Raw genomic sequence first — 26,201 nt, 5'->3', positions numbered from 1 at the left:
AGCCGAGGACGCCGCCGCAAGCAACCGACCAAGCCGCCTCGCGAGGCGACGGGATCCAAAATGAGCGTCCTGCGGTTTCCCGAGGGCGCCGATCACGCGGCCTTCAAGGAAGCGATGATGGAAGCGGCTCGCACCCGGGTCGAGAAGCTTCCAGCGCTCTTCGTCGAGTTCCAGAACATGTTCCGGGAGTTCAATCCCACCGGGCTAATGGCGTCGGCCGCGTTTTACGGCCTTCAGCGATCGATGAATGACCAGGGTGTCATGCACAGCATGCGGCAGCAACTCGAGCAGTTCCAAGTCGAGTTGCTGCAGGCCATCATGTTGACCATTCCGGAGGCGGATTGGGCCGCCTCGCCGTCAACGCCGCGCGCGACCCAGAAGATATTCGATACTCTCCCGTCACTCTCGGACGCTTTCATGGCCCAGCGTCTCGTTTCCGCCAAGGATACGGAGGACCAGCAGGAGCGCGCCGTGGAGGGCTTGCAGGAGAGAATGCGCCTGCACACCCACGCTGTTCGGAACTGGGGATATTTCCGTGACGTGGTCCGGATCGCGAAGGAACTCTACGCGCCGCTCGACGAGCCGTTTCTGGCGACGCTCGGCTTCGCGGCGACCGATGTGATCGCCCTCGGCGCAACGATGACTTCCGAATTCGAGCGTCGAATGTCCGAATGGAGTAGCTCGTTCCGGCGTGTCGTCCGTCAGAAGAAGATCCCGGAGATGATCGCCGCCTATTACAAGGCGTTCCCGGAATTGGTGGGCGATCCCGAGCATCTGTTGGGCATGATACCGCCCGAGGCCAGTCTTCAGCGTGTTCTCTCGATGCTGATGGGCCATGCCGATCTACGCCTTCCAGCCGCGGCGACTTTCGACCCAGCCGATCTCGCGGCGATCATGGAAATCGATGTGGTTCGGGTTTCCAAGGCGCTTGGCGCGATCTCCCTGAAGCCGGGGGCGCTAATCGAACAAAAGCTCGATTATCTCTTTCTGACCAACCCTGTCTGGCACGCTCCCGCCATAGAGCTGCCCGCCGGCTTCTTCGTGCCCGTGCCACAGATGGTGATGAGCCATATCCATGGCATTCTGCGACGCCTCGCCGGCGACGCGGATCTTCTCAAGAAGCTCGATCGTGCTCGGGCCGACTATCTCGAACGTCGCCTAGCGCAGGTGATCACAATGGCATTGCCCGGCGCGAATATTGGCGCGGGCGTACCTTGGTCTCATCAGGGCACACGTTTCGAAACGGACGTGATCGCCCAAATCGACAAGGTCGTATTGATCGCCGAGGCCAAGGCGCATCACCTGTCTCCTCAGGGACTTCGCGGCGCGCCCGACCGCGTCCGCAAGCACGTCCGCGATCTCATTCTCGATCCGTCGGTCCAGTCGGCACGGCTTGAGGCACTGATTTGGGAAGCGAAAGCCGGATCAGCCGAAGCGATCGAAACTGTCGGCCAGGCGGGCATCAGCGCTCCCGGTAACGTCGAGCTTGTAATCCGATTGTCCGTCTCGCTCGACGACCTTTCAGTACTTTCCGCCTCGGAGACAGAGCTGCGGACCGTCGGCTGGATCCCGGAGTACCATGTGTTGGCGCCGATGATGAACATCGCCGACCTCGAGGCGGTAGCGGACATCCTCGATCAACCCGTCTTGTTTCTGCACTATCTGCGCGAGCGCGGGCCCTTCCAGCGTGCCTTCAATCTGCTCGGGGACGAGCTCGACTATCTGGGCGCGTATCTGGACAACGGCTTCAACTTGGCTGGCCTGCCCGATGGCGCTCGCTTCGCGCTATCTGGCATGTCTGGGCCAATCGATCACTATTATGAGGCCAGGGACGCCGGCATTACCGTCGCCAAGCCGCGCGCCAAACTGACCGCAATGATACGCTCAACCATCGACAGGCTGGAGGAGCGCCGTGCATCCGGCTGGTCCATCGCGGGTATGCACCTCTTGGCGGCGGCGGACCACGCCGAACGGGCTCGCCTCAACCGTTTGCTCGAAAAGGCGCGTAAGGCGGTCCACCGCAAGAAGCCTGGTATGGAAGGCGGGGCCGTGGTCCAGGCTATACCGCCGCTCGCCCGTAAGGCCGTGGTTACGTTCTTCGTCCACGAGATTCCGCCGGGGGATGAGCTCAGGGCCGCCGTCGAACAAGTCGCTGCTACTTCCTTGGAATCCTCGGATTCAAGAGAGGCTATCGTGTTTGTTCGAAGCGTCGAGCGCTGGGACGAGCCCTATCAGATGGTGTGCATTGTGCGCGCGCGCGACACCGAGGATGAGTCCGCTCCCAAGGACCCACTGGCGGTGGAGAACGAGGCGGACAATAGCGGCGCGCCAGCGCTCTATCCCGCCGGTTCCGACGATAGTAATTCGCTCGCATGAGCACCGATCAATCCAGTCCAACCACCGTCGACGTGGTCAACCAAAGCAAGCTGGCCGCCTATCGTGAGTTTCGTGAACGAAGCCTCCAGCAGCTGAAAACCGACCCGGTCCACAATGTCTACAGCCAGATCGTCGCGATGATCGACCGCGACAGGACCTGGCGTCTCATCAATGAAACACGCAGGCTAGCGCGGGAACGCAAGGCGACGGACGGCGAATGGCGATCGGCGGCCCAGAATGGCATGCTCGCCGATTTCTTGGATGCTGGTCACGTCGCCATGCAGACTTTGGCGATCCGGCGCCTACTGGAGGAGAAACAGTCCAACCCGAAGGGGCAGATCATCTCGCTTCGCCGGGTGGTCGCCGCGGTGAAGGGCAATCGCGGCCTCATCACCCGAGAGAATTTTGTCTGCCATGATGGCCTGCCGTATGATCCGGCGCCAGGTGTGGCGCGAGCATTCGCGGCCGCAGCTGAGAAACCCGACGAAATGTATTGGATCGCCACCGACGGAAGCGAGGGCTGGGACATGGCCGAGACCCTCCATGAGGCGTTTGATACGCTTTCCGGGGTCTCGCGCGATCGGCGCTCGCGGGAGGACCTCATTCGCGTGGCCTATTTCGATGAGCTGGAAGCCCATCTCGGGGACCCCGCCTTCGACGCGCTAGAGGCGTATGCGAACAAGTTCGTCGCGCATTCCGCCGATGAGCGATCGCGCGAAGCGGCCGGCGGCGATATCGACGTCACGATCGAGAGGATCGCGACTTGCCACGCGGCGATCATCAAGGTGTTCCACGCGCTAATCGCCGATGTGTTTCAGGTCGCGACGCATTCCCCTGTCGCTTACCGGAGCGACCCACTCCACAACCTAGACCAAGCCTGGGTCGCGACCGACCAGCTGACCGAACTCCGTCAGTGGTGGATCCAGCATATGAACGACTTGGAAGCACTCGTTGGTGTGACCAGCTTGGGCGGTTAATCGCTAACTTGGAAGTATAACGATTCGATCTCGCGCTGCTCCGGTGACGGGCGCGGCTATTCGCCCTGCTTCGATTCCAAACATCGCTGAGCGCTGCTATGTCCGCCGTATGACCGAAGCAGCGATCCCTCTGACCACTTCGATATTACCGGGAACCGCCGATAAGCACGTGGCGGGATCTGGTTTTTTGGCGAAGCTGAAAGGGGGATATTGGCTCCTTACGGCTGCACATGTGCCGATCGGAGTGCCGCAGCATAACGATTGGACCAGGTGGCCTGAGAAACTGATCCTGGTGCGCGCCGAAGGCAGCGGGTCGATTGACCTCCCGCTCTTTCAAATAACGGGCGCGGTTCGCGCTCCGATCTTTAGGCACTGGTATCAGGCGAGCGGCCAAATGCATGACTTTCTCGCCTATCCTGTGTCGAAGGAGTTCGCCCGAGGCTTGCCCGAATATCAAGTTTTCGACATCGCGGCGGGTAAGGCCGGCAAAAAGGGCATGTCCCTGGTGGTTCGGGGCCACCCGACCGCGGACAATCCATGGCCCCATCGGCCGAGTCGATCTCTAAGAGCTCAGGCACTGGGCGAAAAGGACGGGTTGCTTCTTTTCAGTCCTCCGCCGTCAGAAGGCTTTTCGGGCGGGCCAGTGCTCACTGCGGCTGGCAAACTTGCCGGCATGACGATCGGGTTTGACGGCCAGACCGGTCAGGCGGCTTCCGTTACCTGGATTAAGGATGTGCTCCCGCGCTAACCAACCTAGCTGGCTCCGAGATCGGACTCACGAACCGAAAACCGCTCGACCTCGAACTCAGGCGCGCTCGCATGACCGTCTCGCCACTGATCGCTTGAATAGGGGCCGATCGCCGGCTCGCATTCCACGAATATCTCCTCGACCCCGCCGGTCTTGGGATCGCCCTCCATGCCGCCTGTCTCTGGGTGAAAGAGGCGCCACCACACCCTCCTCACGATCATGTCCTCGCTATATGGCCGGCGCTTATCGGGCCGCTGGATCGACAGATAATCGCCTTCACGCGGCAGCTCGGGCGCTTCGAATCCAAGTGAATAATCGGGCTTCAGGCGCCCGGTCTCTCGAACGACGACAATGAACCTAATCACTACTTTTCCCCCGGTCTCACGCGCACATTGAGCACCGTATCCAGCCGCGCGATAATCCCGGCTTAGGCTCGGATTGCCAAGCACCGCTGAAACCATTTCGGACTCACCGTTCGCGAGCAGGTGCGACTCCAGTATGGATCGAGTTCCCCGCCCAGTTCCAAGCCCTTTGGCGCGGAGTGGGCGATGATCTATCGATCGCCCTTAGTCTCGCAGGCGCCAAGGAGCTTGGTACCGCTCACCCGCAGGTCATTCTGGTGAGTGACCACGGACCCGGTCATTCTTCTCACTTGCCACTCTTGCTAGCCAACTTGCCGATCGTGCTTCGAGCGCTATCTCGACAAGGCACCGGCGCCGCTCCTGCATGCTTTCCAAACGGGCCGTCACGCAGCTCGTCGAGATAGTCACTCCACCATTGGTGCATGGCTACCCGCTCATTCCAATAGGCGCCGCGATTATAGGTGCCACGCACCGCATCCTTGTCGGCGTGTGCTAGCGAACGCTCGATCGCATCCGGACTCCACTTGCCGCTTTCGTTCAACAGGGTCGAAGCGGTCGTCCGCAGGCCGTGCGCCGTCACTTCACCAGCCGCGTAACCCATGCGCCGGAACGCCTGATTGACGGTATTCTCGCTGAGCGGTCGATGAGAGGTATGGAATGCCGGAAAGATGAAGCCGTCAGGACCAGTCAGTTCGAACAGCTCCTCAAGCATCGCCTTCACCTGCCGCGACAGCGGAATGTTGTGCGGCCGCCGCATCTTCATCCTAGTCGCAGGTATCCGCCACACGGAATTCTCGAAGTCGATCTCGGGCCATACCGCCTGCCTGATCTCCCCGGGGCGGGCCATCAGATGAGGCGATACCTGGGCCGCGAGCCTGGTTATCCGGTGGCCGGGATAGGCTTCGATTGCCCGCAACAATTCCCCAAACGCCGCTGGATCGAGAATCGCCGCATGGTGCGTGGTCTTGGGCGTGATCAATGCCCCACGCAGGACAGGGGTAGGGTCGTTCTCGGCCCTCCCGGTCGCCACGCCATAGCGAAACACGCGGCCGGCAAAGGACCGGCAGCGCCGCGCGGTCTCGAGCTTGCCCTTCGCCTCGAGGCGTTTGAGCGCAGCGAGAACGTCGATCGGCTTCAGATCGGCAATTGGCTGTCCGCAAAGTGGCTGAAGCTGTTCCAGTAACCAATCGGCTTTGGAAGTCGTGGAGGTCGCGCGGCCCTCGGCGATCATTTTCTGGATATACTCCCGGGCCACGTCGCCGAAGGTATTCGCCGCTTTATAGTGGGCCATGAGCTTGGCGCGCTTGCGTTCGGCGAGCGGATCTACGCCATCGCGCAGCTTCTGCCGCGCCTCGTCCTGCTTCTGTCTGGCTTCCGCAAGAGTGACCTCCGGGTAGCGTCCCAAGGCCAGCCGCTTGTCCTTGCCGAGATAGCCGTACTTAAAGCGCCAGAGTTTCGAGCCGCTCGGATGCACCTCGATATATAGGCCGCGCTCGTCAGCTTTCTTGTAAATGCGATCCCTTGGCTGGAGGGCGCGAATTTCCATGTCTTTCAAAGCCATAACCCAAACTCCCGATTCGATCGGTTCTGTTCGGATGGCGCCCATCTTTCAGTCGAAATGGCCCACCGGGCCATCATTTTTCCCGGGCCATATTAGGCCCGGATGGTGGCCCATATGGCCCCTGGGATCGACTGAAACCTGCTAGGATCGTCTCGGACAGAACCCAGCGAAAATGGCAGATTTCTGCCGTTTTCGTCGAGGTCCTGGGATCCTGTGAGACAGGAAAATGGTGCCCAGAAGAGGACTCGAACCTCCACGACCTTGCGATCGCCAGCACCTGAAGCTGGTGCGTCTACCAATTCCGCCATCTGGGCACGGGGTAGGCGGCGGGCTTTACGGGGGGGATTCGGGGGTGTCAACACGCTTGCGCAGAAAATCTGTTGTGCCCGGTGGCTTGGCGGTGGCGGGGCCGGGGTAGTGGCGGCGGGCTTCTGGGTGCTTGCCGTTTGCGTGTGTGCGCGGCATGGGGTGGGGCAAGTATCCAGGCGCAAGAGGCAGGCATGAAGGACAAGCTGGTAACGCTCATCGGCGGCGGCGGATTTTTTGGCCGCTATGTCGCGCAGGAATTGCTGCGCACCGGCGCGCGGGTGCGCATCGCCCAGCGGCGGCCGCGCGACGCGTTTTTCCTGAAGCCGCAGGGCGGGCTGGGCCAGACGCAGTTCGTGGCGGCCGACGTGACGATGCCCGATACGATCGCCCGCGCGGTCGATGGCGCGGATGCGGTGGTCAACCTGGTCGGCATCCTGGCCGGCAATTTCCAGGCGGCGCATGTCGATGGCGCGCGCACCGTCGCGGCGGCCGCGGCACAGGCGGGCGCATCGGCGCTGGTCCATGTCTCGGCGATCGGCGCCGATCCCGCATCCGATTCGGCCTATGGCCGGTCGAAGGGCGAGGGTGAACAGGCCGTCCTGGCGACGTTCCCGAACGCCACGATCCTGCGCCCCTCGATCATCTTCGGGCGCGAGGATGCGTTCGTGAACCGCTTCGCCACCATGATCGCCGCTGCGCCGGTGGTCCCGGTGCTGCGCGCGGGCGTGAAGTTCCAGCCGGTCTATGTCGCCGATGCGGCGCAGGCCGTGGCGGCGGCGGTCGCCGATCCTGAGCGCTTCGGGGGCAAGACGTTCAGCCTGGGCGGCCCCGACATCATCAGCATGGGCGAACTCCATCGCTGGATCGCGGCGGCGATCGGGCGCAAGCCGGCGTTGCTCGAACTCCCCGATTCGGTGGGATCGCTGCTCGCATCGCTGCCCGGCACGCCGATCACCAAGGACCAGTGGCGGATGCTCCAGCACGACAATGTCGTGCCTGCGGGCGCAGAAGGGCTCGCCGCGTTAGGAATCCCCGCCACGCCGCTGTCGGCAGTCGCGCCGTCCTGGCTCGTGCGCTTCCGCCGCAATGGCCGCTTTGCCAAGCGCGGCGTCGCCTGAACCCTGCGCCCGCGCTGAAGGAAGCACTGCATGACCGAGATTCTGGTCGCGATCCTGCTCGGGATCGTCGAGGGCGTCACCGAATTCCTGCCGGTATCGTCCACCGGCCACCTGATCCTGGCCAGCGAGCTGCTCGGCTATGACGCCGCGCAATGGGCGATGTTCAACGTCATCATCCAGCTGGGCGCGATCCTGGCGGTGGTGGTGCTGTACTGGCGCACCTTCTGGGCGGTGGCGGCGGGGTTGCTCCAGCGCAACCCGGTGTCGCTGCGCTTCGTGCGCAACCTGCTGATCGCGTTCATTCCCGCCGCCGTCATCGGTCTGGCGCTCCACCATTATATCGAGGCGCTGCTGGGCAGCCCGCGCGTGGTGGCGGTGGCGCTGATCGTCGGCGGCGTCGCGATCCTGGTGATCGAGCGGCTGGTAAAGCGCGCCGACATCGTCGGCATCGCGGAAATCCCGCTGGTGCGCGTGATCGGCATCGGTTTCATTCAGTGCATTGCGATGATCCCCGGCGTCAGCCGTTCGGGCGCGACGATCCTGGGCGCGCTTTCGCTCGGGGTCGAGCGGCGCACGGCGGCGGAGTTCAGCTTCTTCCTCGCGATCCCCACGATGCTCGGCGCGACGCTGCTCGAACTTGCGAAGAACAGCGACACGCTCACCACGGGCCGGGTCGGCTGGACCGAAGTGGCGGTCGGCTTTGTCGTGTCGTTCCTGGTGGCGATCCTGGTCATCAAATGGTTCGTCGGGATCATCAGCAAGCACGGCTTCACGCCGTTCGCCTGGTATCGAATCGTCGCGGGCACGGCGGCGCTGGTGTGGCTGGGGATGCGATAAGGCCGAATCGGACCTTTTAATTTGCCATTTCGTCCTGATTTTCGCTCTTTTGGCGACCGAAACGATATATAGGTAAGTAATGCTGTCTTTTGTCTGTGGTGCCCCTGCGGTAAGGGGCGCCCATGGCAGACGATGCAATGCTCAAATTCGTGGTTCGCGGGCAATCCTACCCGGACAAGCGCCCCGCCGACCTCCGCGCCGAGGATTTCCAGGAAATCGCGGAGCGCTATGCCGTGCCCGATGCGGAAGCGCAGGCCGGGCGCTGTTCGCAATGCGGCGTGCCCTATTGCTCGGTGCATTGCCCGCTGCACAATCATATCCCCGACTGGCTGCGGTTAACCGCAGAGGGGCGGCTGCGCGAAGCCTATGCGCTGTCGAACAGCACGTCGACCATGCCCGAGATCTGCGGCCGCATCTGTCCGCAGGACCGGCTGTGCGAGGGTAACTGCGTCATCGAATTCTCCGGCCATGGTGCCGTGACGATCGGTTCGGTCGAGAAGTTCATCACCGACACCGCATGGGCCGAGGGCTGGGTCGAGCCGGTGCAGGTCGGCGCGGCGCGCGGCCAGTCGGTCGGCGTGATCGGCGCGGGGCCCGCCGGGCTTTCGGCTGCCGAATATCTGCGCACCATGGGCTATGACGTCCATATCTATGACCGCCACGATCGCGCCGGCGGGCTGCTGACCTATGGCATTCCCGGCTTCAAGCTGGAGAAGCACATCGTGATGCGCCGCGTGGCGCGGCTGGAGGAAGCGGGCATCGTCTTCCACACCGGGTTCGAGGTTGGCCGCGACGCGACGCTGGACGAGCTGCGCGCCCGCCACGACACGATCCTGATCGCGACCGGCGTGTACAAGGCGCGGGCGATCAAGGCTCCCGGCGTCGGTGCGCAGGGCGTGGTCGAGGCACTGGATTACCTCACTGCGTCGAACCGCAAGGGCTTTGGCGATGCCGTCCCCGCGTTCGACGATGGCAGCCTGGATGCCGCCGGTAAGAACGTCGTCGTCATCGGCGGCGGCGACACCGCGATGGATTGCGTTCGCACCGCGATCCGCCAGGGCGCCACGTCGGTGAAGTGCCTGTACCGCCGCGACCGCGCGAACATGCCCGGATCGCAGCGCGAAGTGGCCAATGCGGAGGAAGAGGGCGTCGAGTTCGTCTGGCTCTCCGCGCCCGAGGCGTTCGATGGCGGCGACACCGTCACCGGCGTGCGCGCTGCACGGATGCGGCTGGGCGCGGCGGATGCCTCTGGCCGCCGCGCGCCCGAGCTTGATCCGGGCAGTTCGTTCCACTTGCCCGCCGATCTGGTGATCAAGGCGCTGGGCTTCGAGGCGGAGGACCTGCCCCGGCTGTTCGGGGCCGAGGAACTGGGCGTGACGCGCTGGGGAACGGTGCGCGCGGACGGCAAGACGATGATGACCAGCCTCGACGGCGTGTTCGCGGCGGGCGATATTGTGCGCGGCGCGAGTCTCGTCGTCTGGGCGATTCGCGACGGTCGCGATGTCGCGGCGCACATGCATGCCTGGATGCGCGCGCGCGCGGACGCGGCTGTCCGCGCGGCCTGAGAGGACGGCGAAACATGAAGCATCTGGTTGCAGCCCTTGCGCTGGGCACCACCGCGCTGATCCCGTTCGCGGCATCGGCCCATACCCCCGTCGCACCCGCCCCGGCGCCCAGCCCCGAGGCGGAAAAGCTGATCGCGCTGCTCGTCGGCGAAGAGGCGATGGTCCGGATGGGTAGCCGCGCGTTCGACGTGGGTATCGAACAGGAAATCGCCGCCGATCCGCAGGCGGGCGCACTGTACGCCACCGATCCGGGGCTCAAGACCTATGTCTCGGGCAAGTTGCGGGAGACCTTCGTCACTGTGCTGCGGCGCGAACTGCCGACGCTGCGCGGGCAGCTGATCGACATCGTCGCGCGCGCGATGACGCCGGGCGAGATCGCCGACACGCTGACCTTCTTTTCCAGCCCGGTCGGGAAGAAGCTGACCGCGCAGGTCTATCAGACGATGGCCGACAAGCCGACCCAGGACCAGGCGGCGATGCAGCAGGCGGCGATCCAGTCGGTGATGGCGAACCTCCAGCCCGAGGATTACCCAGCGCTGATGGCGTTCGGCGCCAGCCCCGCGTCCAAGAAGATGCAGGAAGTGAACCCGCAAATCGCGGCGGCCAGCCAGGCCTGGGCGGCGAAGCTGGTGGCCGACAACGAAGCGACGATGAAGCTGCTCGCGACCAAGGCGGCGGCCGAATATCTGGCGCAGAAGAAGTGAGCGCGGTGGTGCGTCTCGCGATCGCCGCCGCCGCGCTGGCGATGCCCGCTGTCGCCGCCGCGCAGACCGCGCCGGTGGTGACCGTTGTGGTCCCGCCCGCGCCGATCGAACCCGCGCGGCTGGCCGTGGCGCAGCGCGTCGTGGCCAAGCTGTTGCCCGCCGGCATCTACAAGCGGATGCTGGGCGAGAACTTCCGCAAGATGATGGAACGGATGATGGGCGCGGCGGGCGACATGCCGCTCAAGCAGGTCGTCCGCCTGACCGGCGTGGACGAAGCAGAGGCCAGCAAGCTGGGCGACGGCACGCTGGGTGAGGTCATGGCGATCTATGACCCGCATTGGCAGGACCGCACCAATCGGATGATGGACCTGTTCACCGCGCTGATGACCGATCTCGGCACCGAGATGGAGCCTTCGCTGCGCGAGGCGATGTCGCGCGCCTATGCCCGCGAATTCACGGCGGCGGAACTCGCCGAGATGGACCGTTTCTTCACCACCCCGGCAGGGGCGCATTATGCGGACCAGTCGATGGCGCTGAGCATGGACCCCGAAATGGTCGAGGCGATGCAGAAGATGGTTCCGACGATGATGGAGCGGATGCCCGCCATTGTCGAAAAGATGCAGGTGACGGAGAAGGACTTCCCGCCCGCCCGCAAGAACAAGGACCTGACGCCCGCCGAACGCGCCAAGGTCGCGCGGCTGCTGGGTGTCGACCCCAAGACCCTCGAGACGCAGGGCGAAGACGAATGACGAAGCAGGAGCAATTGATCGTGACCACCGGCTTCCCCACCGCAGAGCATGAACGCCTCGCCCGCGAAGGCATGTACCGCCCCGAGTTCGAGGGCGATGCCTGTGGTGTGGGCATGGTCGCGGCGACCGATGGGCAGCCGTCGCGCCGCGTGGTCCAGTCGGCGATCGATGCGCTGAAGGCAGTGTGGCATCGCGGCGCAGTGGACGCCGATGGCAAGACCGGCGACGGCGCCGGGCTCCATGTCGACTTGCCCGCGCGCTTCTTCGACGACGCCATTGCGGCGGGCGGCCACCGCGTGCGGCCGAACCGGCTGGCGGTGGGCATGATCTTCCTGCCGCGCACCGATCTGGGCGCGCAGGAAACGTGCCGCACGATCGTGGAAAGCGAAATCATCGACGCGGGCTATACCATCTATGGCTGGCGCCAGGTGCCGGTGGACGTGCGCGTCATCGGGCTCAAGGCGCAGGCCACCCGGCCCGAGATCGAACAGATCATGGTCGCCGGGCCGATGCCCGACGATGTCGACGCCGCCGAATTCGAAAAGAACCTGTACCTGATCCGCCGCCGCATCGAAAAGCGCGTGATCGAGGCGCAGGTGGGCGGATTCTATGTTTGCTCGCTGTCGTGCCGCTCGATCATCTACAAGGGGCTGTTCCTCGCCGAATCGCTGTCCGAATTCTATCCGGACCTCAAGGACGAGCGCTTCACGAGCCGCGTCGCGATCTTTCACCAGCGCTATTCGACCAACACCTTCCCGCAATGGTGGCTGGCGCAGCCGTTCCGCTGCCTGGCGCACAACGGCGAAGTCAACACGATCCGCGGCAACAAGAACTGGATGCGCAGCCACGAGATCAAGATGGCGAGCATCGCGTTCGGCGAGCAGAGCGAAGACATCAAGCCGGTGATCCCCGCCGGCGCCTCCGACACGGCGGCGCTGGATGCGGTATTCGAGGCGATCTGCCGCGCGGGCCGCGACGCGCCCACGGCCAAGCTGATGCTGGTGCCCGAGGCGATGGGCGACGAGACGCCCGAGGCGCATCTGTCGATGTACAAGTACCTCGCCAGCGTGATGGAGCCGTGGGACGGCCCCGCCGCGCTCGCGATGACCGATGGCCGCTGGGCGGTCGCGGGGATGGACCGCAACGCGCTGCGCCCCTTGCGCTATACCCAGACCGCCGACGGGCTGCTGATCGTCGGATCGGAGACCGGCATGGTCCAGGTTTCCGAATCCAACGTCGTGGCGAAGGGCCGGCTGGGGCCGGGCCAGATGATCGCAGTCGACCTCGACCAAGGCGTGCTGCTCGACGACATGGCGATCAAGGACAAGATCGCCGGCGAGGCGGACTATGCCGCGATGATCGGCGAATTCCTCGCCATCGACGATCTGCCCGCGCCGGCAGCGGCGCCTGCCTATTACGACCGCGCCGACCTGACCCGGCGCCAGGTCGCGGCGGGCATGACGCTCGAGGACATGGAACTGATCCTCGCGCCGATGGTCGAGACGTCGAAGGAAGCCATCGGATCGATGGGCGACGATACGCCGCTTGCGGTGATTTCGGACAAGCCCCGGCTGATCAGCCAGTTCTTCCGCCAGAATTTCAGCCAGGTCACCAACCCGCCGATCGATCCGTTGCGCGAACGCCACGTGATGTCGCTCAAGACCCGCTTCGGCAACCTGGCGAACATCCTCGATGTCGAGGGCGGCAAGAGCCCGGTGCTGGTGCTGGAAAGCCCGGTGCTGACCAACGCCGACTGGCACCGCCTGCGCGCGCATTTCGGCAGCCAGAGCGCCGAGATCGACTGCACCTTTGCCTCGGGCGAGGGGCCGGACGCGCTGCGCGCCGCAATCGCGCGCATCCGCTATGAGGCCGAACAGGCGGTCCGCGCGGGCTGTACCGAGCTGTTCCTGACCGACGAGCATGTCAGCGCGGATCGCGTCGCCATCGCCGGCGTGCTGGCGGCAGCGGCGGTGCACACGCACCTCGTCCGCCGGGGGCTGCGCTCCTACGCCAGCGTCAACATCCGTACCGCCGAATGCCTCGACACGCATTATTACGCGGTGCTGATCGGCGTCGGCGCGACGACGGTGAACGCCTATCTCGCCGAAGCCTCGATCGCTGATCGCCAGGCGCGCGGCCTGTTCGGCGACCTGAGCCTGGAGGAGTGCCTCAAGCGCCACCGCAAGGCGATCGACGAGGGGCTGCTCAAGATCCTGTCCAAGATGGGCATCGCGGTCATCAGTTCGTATCGCGGCGGCTATAACTTCGAAGCCGTCGGGCTCAGCCGGGCGCTGGTCAACGATCTGTTCCCCGGCATGCCCGCCAAGATTTCGGGCGAAGGCTATGCCTCGCTCCACCTCTCGGCGATGCTGCGGCACAACGCCGCCTGGGACCCCGCAGTCGCGGCGCTGCCGATCGGCGGATTTTATCGGCAGCGCTTCGGCGGCGAGACGCATGCCTATTCGGCGCAGTTGATGCACCTGCTCCAGACGGCGGTGTCGACCGACAGCTATTCGAGCTACCTCGCCTTTTCGCGCGGCGTGCGCGACACGCCGCCGGTCTATCTGCGCGACCTGATGGAGTTCAACTTCCCCGCAGAAGGCGTGCCGATCGACCAGGTCGAGGCGATAACCGAAATCCGCAAGCGCTTCGTCACGCCGGGCATGTCGCTGGGCGCACTGAGCCCCGAGGCGCACGAGACGCTGGCGATCGCGATGAACCGTATCGGCGCCAAGGCGGTGTCGGGCGAGGGCGGCGAGGATCGCATCCGCTACAAGCCGTATGAAAACGGCGACAACGCCAATTCGGTCATCAAGCAGGTCGCGTCCGGCCGGTTCGGCGTGACCGCCGAATATCTGGGCGCGTGCGACGAAATCGAAATCAAGGTGGCCCAGGGCGCCAAGCCCGGCGAGGGCGGCCAGCTGCCCGGGTTCAAGGTCACCGAGTTCATCGCCAAGCTGCGCCACGCGACGCCGGGCGTGACGCTGATCTCGCCGCCGCCGCACCACGACATCTATTCGATCGAGGATCTCGCGCAGCTCATCTATGACTGCAAACAGATCAATCCGCGCGCGCGGGTGTGCGTCAAGCTGGTCAGCTCGGCGGGCATCGGCACCGTCGCGGCGGGCGTGGCAAAGGCGCATGCCGACGTCATCCTGATCGCGGGCCATGTCGGCGGCACCGGCGCATCGCCGGTCACCTCGGTCAAGTACGCCGGCACGCCGTGGGAAATGGGGCTGTCCGAAGTCAACCAGACGCTGACGCTCAACGGCCTGCGCGGGCGCGTGACGCTGCGCACCGATGGCGGGCTCAAGACCGGGCGCGACATCGTCATCGCCGCAATCCTCGGTGCCGAGGAATTCGGCATCGGCACGCTCAGCCTCGTCGCGATGGGCTGCATCATGGTGCGCCAGTGCCATTCGAACACCTGCCCCGTGGGCGTGTGCACCCAGGATGAGAAGCTGCGCGCCAAGTTCGTCGGCACGCCCGAAAAGGTCATCAACCTGATGACCTTCATCGCCGAGGAAGTGCGCGAGATCCTTGCCAAGCTGGGCGTCCGGACGCTGCACGACATCGTCGGGCGCACCGAGCTGCTCCGCCAGGTCAGCCGCGGCGCCGAGCATCTCGACGATCTCGATCTCAACCCGATCCTGGCCAAGGTCGATGCCGATGATTCGGAGCGCCGCTTCAGCCTGAGCACGTTCCGCAACGAAGTACCCGACAGCCTGGATGCGCAGATGATCCGCGATGCGCAGGCCGTGTTCTCGCGCGGGGAAAAGATGCAGCTAACCTATTCGGTGCGCAACACGCACCGCGCGGTCGGCACCCGGCTGTCGAGCGAAGTCACCCGCACCTTCGGCATGTCGACGCTCCAGGACCATCACGTCCAGGTCCGGCTGCGCGGCAGCGCGGGCCAGTCGCTGGGCGCGTTCCTGTGCAAGGGGATCACGCTGGAAGTGTTCGGCGACGCCAACGACTATGTCGGCAAGGGGCTGTCGGGCGGCGTCATCGTCGTGCGCCCGATGGTCAGCTCGCCGCTGGTGAGCCAGCACAACACGATCATCGGCAACACCGTGCTCTATGGCGCGACCTCGGGCCGGCTGTTCGCGGCGGGGCAGGCGGGCGAACGCTTCGCGGTGCGCAATTCGGGCGCCGACGTGGTGGTCGAGGGCTGCGGCGCGAACGGCTGCGAATACATGACCGGCGGCACTGCCGTGGTGCTGGGCAAGGTGGGGATGAACTTCGGCGCGGGCATGACCGGCGGCATGGCGTTCGTCTATGACGAGGACGGCAGCTTCGAGCGCCGCGCCAACCCGGAGAACATCACCTGGCAGCGCGTCGCCTCCGCGCATTGGGAGGGCAAGCTGCGCGCGCTGGTCGAAGCGCATGCGGACGCGACCGACAGCAAATGGTCGCGCAGCCTGATCGAGGATTGGGACCGCGTCGTCGGCAGCTTCTGGCAAGTCGTGCCCCGCGAAATGCTGACGCGGCTGCCCTATCCGCTCGACGACAGCGTCGAGGCGGTGGCGGCGGAATAGCCGCCGCCACCCCCGTCACTGCCGCATCCGCGCTGCGGTGAAGTTGCGCACTTCCTGTGCGGTGACCGGGTCGGGGAGCTGGAGGTAGATTTCCTTGGTCAGCGGGCGCGAGATGGTCTGGCCGCCGATCGCGGGGCCGATGTGATAGGATAGCGTGCCGGTGACGCGGCACGCGCGTTTGGGATTCAGCGGGTTGCGGATGTCGTTCGACGCCGCGCTGGCATAGCGGCTGCGGATCGTCAGGCGAAAGCCGATGCGCCCGGCCTGGCGGTCCTGTAGCATCATCTCACCCTTCAGCATCGGATAGGGCAGAGGCAGGCCGCAATCGTCGCCGAGCTTCAGGTCGGTGTCCACCACGCCTGCGGCCAGCTGGTTGTTGTCATAGATCCAGCCATTGGTCTGCCACACCAGGAATTCGGCGCCCGGATCGGCGGGCTCGATCGCATAGAGCGCGTGCATCGCGGCGAGCGATTCCAGCCGGGGAATGTCCAGCCGGCGGAACTGGATCGTCGGGACGGGGATATGGAATCCCGCCATGCCGGACGGCAGCCCGGCGGCGCGGCGATGGATCTTGAAACTGACGTCCGCCGTATTGCCGGTCAGGCTGTTGGGGGCAGTATAGGCCGTGGTGAAGCGGCAACGATTGTCCGGGCGCATCGCCACGCTGCGGATTGAAACCGTGCCCGCCGATACGTCGATCGCTTCATAGATGCCGGCGTCGCGGCACAGTTTTTCCGGCATCGCCGGCACATCGACATAGGCAAGGCTGGGCAGCCCCGCGACCAGCATGTCGCCCATGTCGCCAAAGCTGACCTGTGGCGTGGTCTGGGCGATGATCGCAATCAGACTTGCCTCGCCCGGCATCTCGAACCGGCTGGCGACGGTACGGCCCAGCGCTTCGGTGGTGATGACTTCGAACGACTTCATCAGATAGTTGGAGGAATCGCTGTAGCGTCCTTCCGCCTTGGTGCGCAGTGTCAGGAAGGGGATGAAACCCAGATTGGCGCTGGCGTTCGCTTCCACGGATGCAGTGAAATCGCTCTCTTCGGACCGGCTCAGCGCCATCCCGTCGAATTGCGGGATCAGATACGCCTCTTCCACGCCCACGCGCGCGCGCCAGTCCCAGAAGATCAGCGCGATATAGGCCTTGCTTTCGCCGGTACTGGCGGGCGCGCGATACGCATCGACAAAGGGCGAGGTGAACGTGCCCGCTGCGACATCGACTCGATTCTTCACCTTTCCGCTCGACGTGGCCTTTCCCGCCGCTTCGATCGTGCCGCCGGAAAACTCGATGCCCGATTCGATCGCCGCCTTGAACGCCGTGTCGCAGGTCTGGCGGAATACCGCCTCGCCCACGCCGCCGCGCAGCAGCATCCGTTCGGCCTGCTGGTCATATTCGGCGAATAGATAGCGCTCCACACGGCCGGGAAACGCGCCGCTCTCCACATCGGCGCGAGTGAACACATAGCCGAACTGCCGGCTGACGTCGCGCGGGCCGAGTGCCCAGTAATCGGTCTTGCCATTGTCGGAGACCCAGCGCTGCAACGCCTTGGGCACCGCGCTTACCACCTTCGAATCGGTTCCCGGCAGGTTGCGCTTGAGCTTGATCTGGGTCGCCCCCGCCAGACAACTTTGCACCACCGTGTCAAAGCGGTTGTTCAACCAGTCATATACTTTGCCGGTGGCCGGATTGGCAGGCGTCTGCGCCTGCGCCGGCGCGATCCAGCCAGTGGAAAGGATCAGGATTAGTCGCATGCTCGTCTTCATGGCGTTTCCCCGACGCATGAGATCTACGCAGATACTATCCGCATATCAGGTCATGTTTCGTGGCCATGGTCAATCATGCGGTGCGGCGGACCGGCATTTCGGGGGGCTTTGCCCTTTCGCCGGGTGTGCGGGCGCGGTAACAGGCCAGCATGTGGCAACTCTATACCTTCCCGCTCTGCCCCTTTTCCCGGAAAGTCCGGCTGCTGCTGGGCGAAAAGGGTGTCGGCTATGAGCCGGTGCGCGAATCGCCCTGGGCGCGGCGCGACGAGTTTCTCGATCTGAACCCCACCGGGCAGGTGCCGGTGATGGTCGATACCGAGCGCGGGGTCGCGCTGATCGATTCGAGCGTGATCTGCGAGTTCTTCGAAGAGACGGTGGACAAGGCGGCGATGCTCAACGGCACCGCCGTCGACCGCGCCGAGATCCGGCGGCTGACGATCTGGTTCGATACGCAATTCTTCGGCGAGATCACGGCGCCGCTGCTCCATGAGCGGATGATAAAGCGCATCGTCCACAAGGTCGCGCCCGATGCCAAGGCGCTGCGCGAGGCGATGAAGGCGGCGGTCGCGCATCTCGACTATATCGATTTCCTGCTCGATCACCGCACCTGGCTGGCCGGGCCGACGATGAGCCTCGCCGATCTGGCGGCGGCGGCGCAGATTTCGGTTGCCGATTATCTGGGCGGGATCGACTGGAAGAGCCACGAACAGGCCAAGGGCTGGTACATCCGCATGAAGAGCCGCCCGAGCTTCCGCCCGCTGCTGAGCGAGCGGATGGAGGGCATCCCGCCGCCTGCCGATTACGAGAAGCTGGACCTGTAGAGGCGCGGAGCTTTCCGCCGCGCGCGGGGTTGTCCTGCCGAGACTGCAGGAGAAGCCCATGCTCGAACATATCCCCCATTGGCTCGGCAGCGCGCTGAAAAGCGTGCGTGCGGGGGCGGAGAAGCTGGCGATCGTCCATCCGGGGCTGGGCAGCTTCACGGCAATGGACCTGCGCAGCCCGGCCTTCGCCGATGGCGCGCGCCTGCCCGAACGCTTCACGGCAGACGGCGCGGGCATATCGCCGCCGCTGTTCTGGACCGGCGTGCCCGAGGGGACCGCGCTGCTGGTGCTGCTGGTCGAGGACCCCGACGCGCCCGCGCCGCAGCCGCTGGTCCATGCCGTGGTGTGGAACCTGCCGCCACAGGACGGCACGCTGGCCGAGGGCGCGATCGCAGCGGACGGGGAGGGCGATGCGGGCGGCAGCGATGTCGGGCGCAACTCCTATCTGGCCGAGGGCTGGCTGCCCCCCGATCCGCCGACCGGGCATGGCGAGCATCGCTATGTCTTCCAGCTCTTCGCGCTCTCCGACGGTGGCCCCGATGCCGGGCATAATCCCGGACGCGGCGCGATCCTGCGCGCGATGGAGGGGCATGTGCTGGGCGCCGGGCTGCTGACCGGCACCTATTCGCGCGGAGAGGACGCGACGGTCGGCCCGGTCGGAGCGACTGCCCCCACCTGAAGGACAGGATCGAGCGGCTGGCGCATGGTCCAGCCGCTCGCTCCTGCTTCACCCGTTGACGATGATCCCGCCATTGGGATGCAGCACCTGTCCCGACATGTAGCTGGCATCGTCGCACGCCAGGAACAGGAAGGCGGGGGCCACTTCGTTCGGCTGGCCCGGGCGGCCCATCGGCGTGTCCTCGCCGAAGGTCGCCAGCTTCTCGGGGCTCGCGCCGCCCATCGGGTTGAGCGGGGTCCAGATCGGGCCGGGCGCGACGGCGTTGACCCGGATGCCTTCGCTCACGAGATTCTCGGACAGGCTGCGCGTGAATGCCGTGATCGCGCCCTTAGTCGCGCTATAGTCGAGCAGTTCCTTCGACCCCTGATACATCGTCACCGACGTGCAGTTGACGATCGCCGCGCCCGATTTCAGGTGCGGGCGCGCGGCCTGAACCAGGAAGAACATGCCGAAGATGTTGGTCTGGAACGTGCGTTTCAGCTGTTCCTCGGTAATGTCGGTGATGTCCTTGTCGGGATGCTGCTCGCCGGCATTGTTGACGAGCACGTCGATCCTGCCGAACTTCTCGATCACTTGCGCGATGGCGCGCGTGCAGAAATCCTTGTCGCCGATGTCACCCGCGATGGTCAGTGCCTCGCGGCCTTCGCCACGGACGATCTGGGCAGTCTTTTCGGCATCGTCATGCTCGCAGAGGTACAGGATGGCGATGTCGGCGCCTTCGCGGGCGTAGAGCGCAGCGACTGCGCGGCCGATGCCGCTGTCGGCGCCGGTGATGACGGCGACCTTGTCTTTCAACCGGTCGGAGCCGGGATAGCGGGGTGCCCAGTCGGGCTTGGGGGTGAGCGCGCTTTCATGGCCGGGCAGCGCGTCATCGTGGATCATGTCGATCACTTCGGTGTCGCTCATCATCTTGGTTCCCTTGGATAATGCGTCCAGGAGAACCCGTTCGGAACGACGGAAGTTCCGCGCGATCGCCGCGCCGGGCGGCGTGGGTTCAGCCCAGAAGGGCCGAACCCTGCGCACCGGCGGCGAGGACCATCGTGGTGGTGCAGGCGAACGCGGCAAAGCCCAGCACCACGCTGCGGACGACAGAGATGCGTTCCATCGCGGCGATCATGCGATCGGAACCACGGGCGTGGAGAGCACGACCAGGGCAACGGTGAAGAGGATGGCGCCGAAAGCGGCGGCGCTGCGCTGTACCGAGTCGAGATGTGCGGTCATGATGTTTACTCCCTGAGCCGATCGGCGAACCATTCGCGATCGATGCCAGAGAGTTTGCAGGGAGCGTGCCAATTTTCTAAGCAATTGAATCGCAAAGATTATCAATTTCAAGCGCGGCGAGTTGGTGAAATTCGCGCCGGAAGTTGGCGCATTTTACCAATCAAAAGCGGACATGGCTGTCCGTTATCGGTCACCCGGTGCGCAGGCAGTTCCGCCCCGCGCTTTTCGCGGCGTACAATAGCCCGTCGGCGCGCTGGAATGCCGCGTGGTACGGGTCGTCGGGGTGCACCGGGGTCAATCCGGCGGAGAAAGTGATCTCGCCCAGCGGCGCGTCGCTTTCGCGCACCCGGTAGCGGCGCGTCGCCACCGTGGCGCGGGCCGTGTCGAGCGTGTCGGCGGCCGCCGCCAGGTCGATGCCCGCGAACAGCACCGCGAACTCCTCGCCGCCATAGCGCGCGACGAGATGGCCGGCACATGCCTGAGTCAGCGCTTCGCCGATCGCCTTGAGCACGCGGTCGCCGACGGCGTGGCCGAAACGGTCGTTGACCGATTTGAAATGATCGACGTCGCACACCGCGATGCACACGGCGACGCCGCTGGCCTGCTGGGCGGCATAGGCCTCCTCGAACGCGCGGCGGTTGGGCAGATCGGTCAGCGGGTCGCGGCGGGCATTGTCCCGCGCTTCTTCCAGCTTCTTGCGCAGCTCGCTCGCCTCGCGCGTCGCGGTCTCCAGCCGCGCCTCGGCGCTGCGGACCCGCGCGAGCATCGCCGCGGTGATCCGCGCGACTTCGTCGACCATGATCGCGGTGCCGCCCGTGCCGGTCGATCGCGAAATCGCGGCGGCGCTGGCCGCCAGATCGCGGCCAAAGCCTTCGGTCTCGACGCGCATCGCGCTGACCATGTCGGCAAAGCCTTCGACTTGCATCTGGGTGCGGGCGACCAGCCCCTGGGCCTTTTGCGTCGTGGTTGCTGCTGGCGCCGCCGCGGCGGGGCCGGGCTGCATTTCGACGCCCAGTGTCGCGATATCGCGCTGGGTCAGCCGCACCCCGCCATCGGTGAGCGCGTGGACGGCGCGGGCCAGCGGACCCTCCGGGTCGGCGAGCAGATGATAGGCGAAGGCATAATTGCCCGGATCGGGGTCGAGCCGCTGGTCGGCCAGAAAGGCGCCGATCCGGTCGTACAGGCCACGCGCGGCATCCGCCTCGGCGTGTGGCGCCCGCACTCCTCTCGAAAACCCCAAATGCTTCACTGGTTCACCAATGCCTGAAGCGGCCCCGATCGCCGCCAATTGCGTGGCGACGAAATAGGCGAGCAACTGCTAACATCCGGTGAGTAAATCCCCGGATTTTGTCGAATACGGGCAGTGCCGTGTCAGCGCCGGGCCGCCTTGTACTTGCGAACTGCTTCCAGAGTCAGCCGAATATGGTCCGCCGGGCTCATATCGGTATGGGCGAACACGATCTTGCCATTCGGCGCAATGACGAAGCTGGTGCGGCTGGTGATCCCGGTGGGCGTGCCGTCCGGCTTCTTCAGCAGGACGTCATAGCCCTTTGCCACGGCAGGGCTGGCGGCTGCGACCGCGAACTTGCCCGCGCAATGCTCGGCCGAGAATTTCTGGAGCTGGTCGACATTGCCTGCCGTCATGCCGATCACGGTGGCGCCGGCGGCGGTGAAATCGGGCAGCGCCTCGGCAAAAGCGTGCGCTTCGGCGTTGCAGCCCGAGGTGAAGGCGGCGGGGAAGAAATAGAGCACGACCGGCCCCTTCTTCAGCGCGGCCTTGAGATCGACGGTAAAGGGCTGGCCGGCCGACGCGCCGGGCGCGGTAAAGATCGGCGCCTGGGCGCCGGGGGCGAGCGCCGCTGCGGCGGGCATGCCAAGCGACAATGCAAAGGCGGCGAGGGCAAGGCGTGCGCGCATGGAATCGATCTCCTGTGGTTGTGGCATTCTACGCCGGTGTGGAGGACAAGGCTAGCGCGGCAGCGCGGTTGCGGGACAAGGCTAGCGCGCCAGCGCGGTTGCCTCGGGTCAGCGCGTCAGCGCGTCAGCGCGATGCCCAGCCGGGCATGGGTATCGCGGCGCGTATAGTCGCTCAGCACCTCGCCATGCCCGGTAAATGCCTGGCCGAACAGATAGACGCCCAGCCCGCCAATCCGCGACAGCGGATAGGACACGAACAATTCGGCCGCCCCGCGCCGCGTCTCGACATTGCCGCGCGCCGTGACGGAGAGCTTGATCCCATTGGCCTGCTGGATCGCCGCAGTGAGCGCCGTGTAGCCGAAATACTCGGCGACATCCCGTGCGTTGCCCGCATGGCCGACATAGAACCACGCCTGGGGCGCAATATCGAGCCGCCAGTCATCCCCCAGGTCGAACCGCTTTTCGACCCGCGCGAAGATGCGGTTGAGGTCCACCGAATGCAGCCCGTCGCCGCCGTTCGAATCGTGGCGCCAGCCCAGTGCCACCTGCGTCGAGTCGTCGAACGGCACTTCGGCATAGATTTCGGGGCTGTAATTGGTCGCGCGGAACGGTCCCGAGGGCTCGTTGATCGCCCAGAACATCGTCTGGGTATAGGCGAAGCGCAGATTGGCCAGCTTGAGCGGTGCGCTCTCGGCAAAGGGGCGGAACGCAAAGCTGAACTGGACCTTCCCGCCCGCATCGCCGGTGCCGAACGCGCCATAGATCGGCTCGTGCGGCGCGAAGCGATCGAGGAACACAGACGCGGCGCCGGTGGAACTCTGCACGATCGTCTCGTCCGACGGGGTCGGGGCGGCGGCGTGCTGGGCGGCGGGCGCCACCTGCACGCCGGCGATGCCGACGGGCACATAGCGCGCCTTGACGAAGCTGCCCGGCGCAAGGACGGCGACCGGCCCCGGCGTGCGCTCCAGCACCAGCCGGGTGCCGTCGGCGGCAGTCACCTCGATCTGGCGCGGCCCCTCGGCGGGGATAGGGGCGGGGCCTTCGTTGACCAGGAAGACCTCGACCCCACGCAGCGCCGCCTGTTCGGAATCGGGCTGGGCCGGCACGGCACGCACCTGTGCCATGGCCGGCGCGGCGGCGCACAGGCACGCGATCGTCAGGGCCGGGGGGAAAAGGGGCGCGCGCATCGCCGTGACGGTTGGCAGGGGTTTGTGACGTTTGCGAGTCAAAATTCGATGCTGGCGGAGGCGCTTCGGTGCCGCTAGTCGCGGGAAATGCCAGTCACCGCTACCGATATCGCCCTTGCCGAGCGGCTCGCCGACGCAGCCGGCGCCGCGATCCGCCCCCGTTTCCGCGCCGAACACGGCCTGGAGGCCAAGGCGGACCTGTCCCCGGTCACGCTCGCCGACCGCGAGGCAGAGGAGGCGATGCGTCGCCTGATCGTCGCCGAACGTCCGATGGACGGCATCATCGGCGAGGAATTCGGCGTGCGCGAAGGGACCAGCGGCCGCCAATGGGTGCTCGATCCGATCGACGGCACCCGCGCCTTCATCGCCGGGCGGCCGATCTTCGGCACGCTGATCGCGTTGATCGAGGATGGCTGGCCGCTGCTGGGCATCATCGACCAGCCGATCATCGGCGAGCGCTGGCTGGGCGTGACGGGGCGCCCGACGCTGTTCAACGGCAAGCCCGCCAGCACGCGCGCCTGCCGCGAATTGAAGGGCGCGATCCTCGGCACGACGTCGCCCGCGCTGTTCGACGACGACCAGCTGCACGCGTTCGAGCATCTCGACGCCGCCGTCATGAGCACGGTGCTGGGCGGCGACTGCTACAGCTATGGCTGCGTCGCCAGCGGCTGGATGGACATCGTGGTCGAGGCGGGGCTGAAGCTCCACGATTTCGCCGCGCTGGTGCCCGTGGTCGAGGGCGCAGGTGGCCGGATGTGCGACTGGCAGGGCGATCCGCTCCATGCGGGCAGCAAGGGCGAAGTGATCGCCGCCGGCGACCCGGCGCGGATCGAGGAAATCCTGGAAATCCTGGCCTGTCGCGGCCATTGAGGGCGTGAACCCCTAAACGACCGCGCGCGAGCACTGAACCGCCGACATTGGGGGGCGGTCGCTCAGCGCTGTCGGGAAAGCGCGGCAAGCTCTTCAGCTTCGCCAGCTGTAACCTCGCTCCAGACCTTTGATTGGCCGCAGTTATAATTGACCCACAAGGCACCCTTGGCAGACGGTGGGAGGACCTTTGGAAAAGTGTGCGGTGTCAGAAACAATAGATAATCCCTCTCGAGATCGGGCCCTCCACCGTCGCTATCCATATAAAAACCACCGCTGTTGCGGTACGTGAAGAAGGTGAAACGTGCCGACAGCTTGCCCTTGTACGATTTTACAATCTTAAGTCGGTAGATTGCCCATGATTCATCTTCGTCCGACCAATGATAATCAACCGAGACGACATGCGCGCGGACAACCCATCGGGAGTCCCTAAACTCCTCGGCGATAGTGGTTTTTGCGTCATCCACACCGTCGTATGTACAGAGCGCGGAAGCCGGGAAGCTCCACGCCATCACCAGAATTGCTGCAATGAGCTTCCTAAACATGCCTGACGATAACCCAGAGGCACAGCGCCCGCTATCGGGGCCCTAGGCGGCGTGGACAAATTTGAGCCAACATCTGGCGGTGGCGATGTGGACCATGCCGAGGAAGCTGTTGGCCAGTAGGTCGTAGCGGGTGGCGATGGCGCGATTGATCTTGAGATGGCCGAACGTGCGCTCGATGCGACTGCGCTGTCGGTAGAGCGCCCGATCATAATCGATTTTCACACGGCGATTTGATCGGCCCGGAATGACGGCCTTGATCGTCCTTTCGGCGAGGTTCGCGCGGATAGCGGTGGCGTCATAGCCCTTATCTGAAAGGAAGGCATCGGGTCCGCGCTCGGGCAAATCGATCAGCGCATCATACGCCTTGCAGTCCGCTGCTTCGCCACCAGTTAGAATGAAAGCAAGCGGTCGTCCGAGGGCATCAGCCAGGCAGTGAAGCTTACTGGTGAACCCGCCCCGCGAGCGGCCAAGAGCGCGTCGATGAGTCCCCCTTTTCCGCCCGCTGCCGAAACGTGGGCGCGGACTGTGGTGCTGTCGATGCTATAGTGGCCGCTGTCTGCCATGATCTCGGCCAGCGTCACGGCCACGGTCTCCCAGGCCCCGGCCTCGCTCCATCGTCGGAACCGCCGATAAATGGTGTTCCAACTGCCATATTTGGGCGGAACGTCCCGCCACGGCACTCCACAGCGGAGACGCCAAAGAATGTCGTTGATGATTGGGCGGTTTTGTTCGGGACGCCTTGCCTCGACCGCGATTTTCAGGCTCGATTGGCAACAAGCCCTTCGATTGTGTTGAAAAACTCCTGGTGGGCCGATCACAGTGGTCAGCACTGAAATATAGATGCTGTAAAGCCTCGCCAGTTACGTATTAATAACTCGTTACCCAATCTATGCGAACTTATGTTGCGCTCCATCGCTGTCGGTCAGCCGATGACAGAGTTTTTCAACACAATCCCTTCAAAATCCGCCATTCCGCTTCGGTGAGATCGCCCCGGCTCAAACCTGCCTCAAAAAAGCAGGCTTGGATCAAGGGCTGGCCACCGCGTCAATCACGTTCCCAGACACCTTACAGAAATCGGTGTTTTTCTGGTCACTTCGCGATAGGTTACGCCCAATGAGGAAAGTGACCCGACGGGATTGGCTCGCTCTATCTGCTCCGGCCATTGGCAGTATTCTGGTGGCCTATTTTCATGGTCAGCAGAAGGGATGGGGCGCAGGTATAGCGAACGGAGCAATCATGTTCGCTTTCGCCGTCTGGTTATGGCGGCGACAAATCATCAAATATCCCGAAGATACTTGGAAAGCCCGCCTCTAGGAAATTTGTCCACGCCTAGTGGGCAAGCTTCACTTTACG

General features: G+C 64.8%; 21 protein-coding genes, 1 tRNA gene and 1 pseudogene. 12 read left to right on the top strand and 11 right to left on the bottom strand.

The window, feature by feature from the left end:
- Positions 1 to 60 precede the first annotated feature (60 nt).
- The 3 genes from ACG3SL_RS19560 to ACG3SL_RS19550 all read left to right on the top strand — a co-directional run bounded on the left by ACG3SL_RS19560 (position 61) and on the right by ACG3SL_RS19550 (position 4,101).
- Entirely contained in the window at positions 61 to 2,376 is a 2,316-nt protein-coding gene (locus tag ACG3SL_RS19560; protein ID WP_448662818.1) for a hypothetical protein, read from the top strand.
- Positions 2,373 to 3,353: a hypothetical protein gene (locus tag ACG3SL_RS19555; RefSeq protein WP_448662817.1), complete on the top strand. Its 981-nt coding sequence runs from the start codon at positions 2,373 to 2,375 to the stop codon at positions 3,351 to 3,353. Before ACG3SL_RS19560 ends, ACG3SL_RS19555 begins: the two co-directional genes overlap by 4 nt.
- Before the next feature lie 109 nt (positions 3,354 to 3,462).
- A complete protein-coding gene (locus ACG3SL_RS19550; RefSeq protein WP_448662816.1) occupies positions 3,463 to 4,101 on the top strand; it encodes a S1 family peptidase in 639 nt (212 codons plus the stop codon).
- Positions 4,102 to 4,106: 5 nt separating this feature from the next.
- Here ACG3SL_RS19550 and ACG3SL_RS19545 read toward each other — a convergent pair whose 3' ends face one another.
- The 3 genes from ACG3SL_RS19545 to ACG3SL_RS19535 form a co-directional block, all read right to left on the bottom strand.
- Positions 4,107 to 4,466: a hypothetical protein gene (locus tag ACG3SL_RS19545; protein WP_448662815.1), complete on the bottom strand. Its 360-nt coding sequence runs from the start codon at positions 4,464 to 4,466 to the stop codon at positions 4,107 to 4,109.
- A gap of 283 nt (positions 4,467 to 4,749) precedes the next feature.
- A complete protein-coding gene (locus ACG3SL_RS19540; RefSeq protein WP_448662814.1) occupies positions 4,750 to 6,024 on the bottom strand; it encodes a tyrosine-type recombinase/integrase in 1,275 nt (424 codons plus the stop codon).
- 227 nt (positions 6,025 to 6,251) lie between these two features.
- A tRNA-Leu gene (locus ACG3SL_RS19535) sits at positions 6,252 to 6,338 on the bottom strand.
- 186 nt (positions 6,339 to 6,524) lie between these two features.
- Between ACG3SL_RS19535 and ACG3SL_RS19530 the strand changes: the two genes are divergently transcribed.
- The 6 genes from ACG3SL_RS19530 (at position 6,525) to gltB (ending at position 15,844) form a co-directional block, all read left to right on the top strand.
- Positions 6,525 to 7,451 (top strand): complex I NDUFA9 subunit family protein, encoded by a 927-nt coding sequence (locus ACG3SL_RS19530; RefSeq protein WP_448662813.1) that lies wholly within the window; start codon positions 6,525 to 6,527, stop codon positions 7,449 to 7,451.
- A gap of 30 nt (positions 7,452 to 7,481) precedes the next feature.
- Positions 7,482 to 8,288, top strand: a complete 807-nt coding sequence (locus tag ACG3SL_RS19525; RefSeq protein WP_448662812.1) for an undecaprenyl-diphosphate phosphatase — start codon at positions 7,482 to 7,484, stop codon at positions 8,286 to 8,288.
- Positions 8,289 to 8,410: 122 nt separating this feature from the next.
- Entirely contained in the window at positions 8,411 to 9,853 is a 1,443-nt protein-coding gene (locus tag ACG3SL_RS19520; protein ID WP_448662811.1) for an NAD(P)-dependent oxidoreductase, read from the top strand.
- Positions 9,854 to 9,867: 14 nt separating this feature from the next.
- A complete protein-coding gene (locus tag ACG3SL_RS19515) occupies positions 9,868 to 10,557 on the top strand; it encodes a DUF2059 domain-containing protein (protein ID WP_448662810.1) in 690 nt (229 codons plus the stop codon).
- An 8-nt stretch (positions 10,558 to 10,565) separates the two neighbouring features.
- A complete protein-coding gene (locus ACG3SL_RS19510; protein WP_448662809.1) occupies positions 10,566 to 11,306 on the top strand; it encodes a DUF2059 domain-containing protein in 741 nt (246 codons plus the stop codon).
- Positions 11,303 to 15,844 carry a glutamate synthase large subunit gene (gltB, locus tag ACG3SL_RS19505; RefSeq protein ID WP_448662808.1) on the top strand — a complete coding sequence of 1,514 codons (4,542 nt, stop codon included), beginning with the start codon at positions 11,303 to 11,305 and terminating at the stop codon, positions 15,842 to 15,844. Before ACG3SL_RS19510 ends, gltB begins: the two co-directional genes overlap by 4 nt.
- 15 nt (positions 15,845 to 15,859) lie before the next feature.
- Here the strand turns inward: gltB and ACG3SL_RS19500 are convergent, their stop codons facing one another.
- Positions 15,860 to 17,611, bottom strand: a complete 1,752-nt coding sequence (locus ACG3SL_RS19500) for a hypothetical protein (RefSeq protein ID WP_448662807.1) — start codon at positions 17,609 to 17,611, stop codon at positions 15,860 to 15,862.
- A gap of 149 nt (positions 17,612 to 17,760) precedes the next feature.
- Here ACG3SL_RS19500 and ACG3SL_RS19495 point away from each other — a divergent pair, with 149 nt between their 5' ends.
- Together ACG3SL_RS19495 and ACG3SL_RS19490 are read left to right on the top strand one after the other, a co-directional pair.
- Positions 17,761 to 18,432 carry a glutathione S-transferase family protein gene (locus tag ACG3SL_RS19495; RefSeq protein WP_448662806.1) on the top strand — a complete coding sequence of 224 codons (672 nt, stop codon included), beginning with the start codon at positions 17,761 to 17,763 and terminating at the stop codon, positions 18,430 to 18,432.
- A gap of 58 nt (positions 18,433 to 18,490) precedes the next feature.
- Positions 18,491 to 19,111, top strand: coding sequence for a YbhB/YbcL family Raf kinase inhibitor-like protein (locus ACG3SL_RS19490; RefSeq protein ID WP_448662805.1), 621 nt, complete (start codon positions 18,491 to 18,493; stop codon positions 19,109 to 19,111).
- 48 nt (positions 19,112 to 19,159) lie between these two features.
- Here ACG3SL_RS19490 and ACG3SL_RS19485 read toward each other — a convergent pair whose 3' ends face one another.
- From ACG3SL_RS19485 to ACG3SL_RS19470, 4 genes are all read right to left on the bottom strand, one after another.
- On the bottom strand, positions 19,160 to 20,017 hold the full coding sequence (locus ACG3SL_RS19485; RefSeq protein ID WP_448665181.1) for an SDR family oxidoreductase: 858 nt from the start codon (positions 20,015 to 20,017) through the stop codon (positions 19,160 to 19,162).
- Between the two features lie 505 nt (positions 20,018 to 20,522).
- Complete coding sequence (locus tag ACG3SL_RS19480; protein WP_448662804.1) at positions 20,523 to 21,554, bottom strand: GGDEF domain-containing protein; 1,032 nt, start codon at positions 21,552 to 21,554, stop codon at positions 20,523 to 20,525.
- Between the two features lie 149 nt (positions 21,555 to 21,703).
- A complete protein-coding gene (locus ACG3SL_RS19475) occupies positions 21,704 to 22,249 on the bottom strand; it encodes a peroxiredoxin (RefSeq protein ID WP_448662803.1) in 546 nt (181 codons plus the stop codon).
- A gap of 116 nt (positions 22,250 to 22,365) precedes the next feature.
- A complete protein-coding gene (locus ACG3SL_RS19470; RefSeq protein ID WP_448662802.1) occupies positions 22,366 to 23,436 on the bottom strand; it encodes a phospholipase A in 1,071 nt (356 codons plus the stop codon).
- An 87-nt stretch (positions 23,437 to 23,523) separates the two neighbouring features.
- Here ACG3SL_RS19470 and hisN point away from each other — a divergent pair, with 87 nt between their 5' ends.
- Positions 23,524 to 24,306, top strand: coding sequence for a histidinol-phosphatase (gene hisN / locus ACG3SL_RS19465; protein WP_448662801.1), 783 nt, complete (start codon positions 23,524 to 23,526; stop codon positions 24,304 to 24,306).
- A gap of 62 nt (positions 24,307 to 24,368) precedes the next feature.
- On the opposite strand, the gene ACG3SL_RS19460 is transcribed toward hisN, so the two are convergent.
- The 3 genes and pseudogenes from ACG3SL_RS19460 to ACG3SL_RS19450 all read right to left on the bottom strand — a co-directional run bounded on the left by ACG3SL_RS19460 (position 24,369) and on the right by ACG3SL_RS19450 (position 25,528).
- The gene (locus ACG3SL_RS19460) at positions 24,369 to 24,848 is read right to left on the bottom strand and encodes a hypothetical protein (protein ID WP_448662800.1); all 480 of its coding nucleotides are present in this window, start codon (positions 24,846 to 24,848) and stop codon (positions 24,369 to 24,371) included.
- A 42-nt stretch (positions 24,849 to 24,890) separates the two neighbouring features.
- Positions 24,891 to 25,340: pseudogene (locus tag ACG3SL_RS19455) on the bottom strand (IS5 family transposase); the annotation flags it as partial.
- On the bottom strand, positions 25,238 to 25,528 hold the full coding sequence (locus tag ACG3SL_RS19450; RefSeq protein WP_448665180.1) for a transposase: 291 nt from the start codon (positions 25,526 to 25,528) through the stop codon (positions 25,238 to 25,240). The pseudogene ACG3SL_RS19455 and the gene ACG3SL_RS19450, both read right to left, overlap by 103 nt.
- Positions 25,529 to 26,201 lie beyond the last annotated feature (673 nt).

This window comes from Sphingomonas degradans (assembly GCF_053502645.1).
The sequence above is the reverse complement of the archived record's forward strand: the minus strand, read 5'-3'. Positions and strand labels throughout refer to the sequence as shown.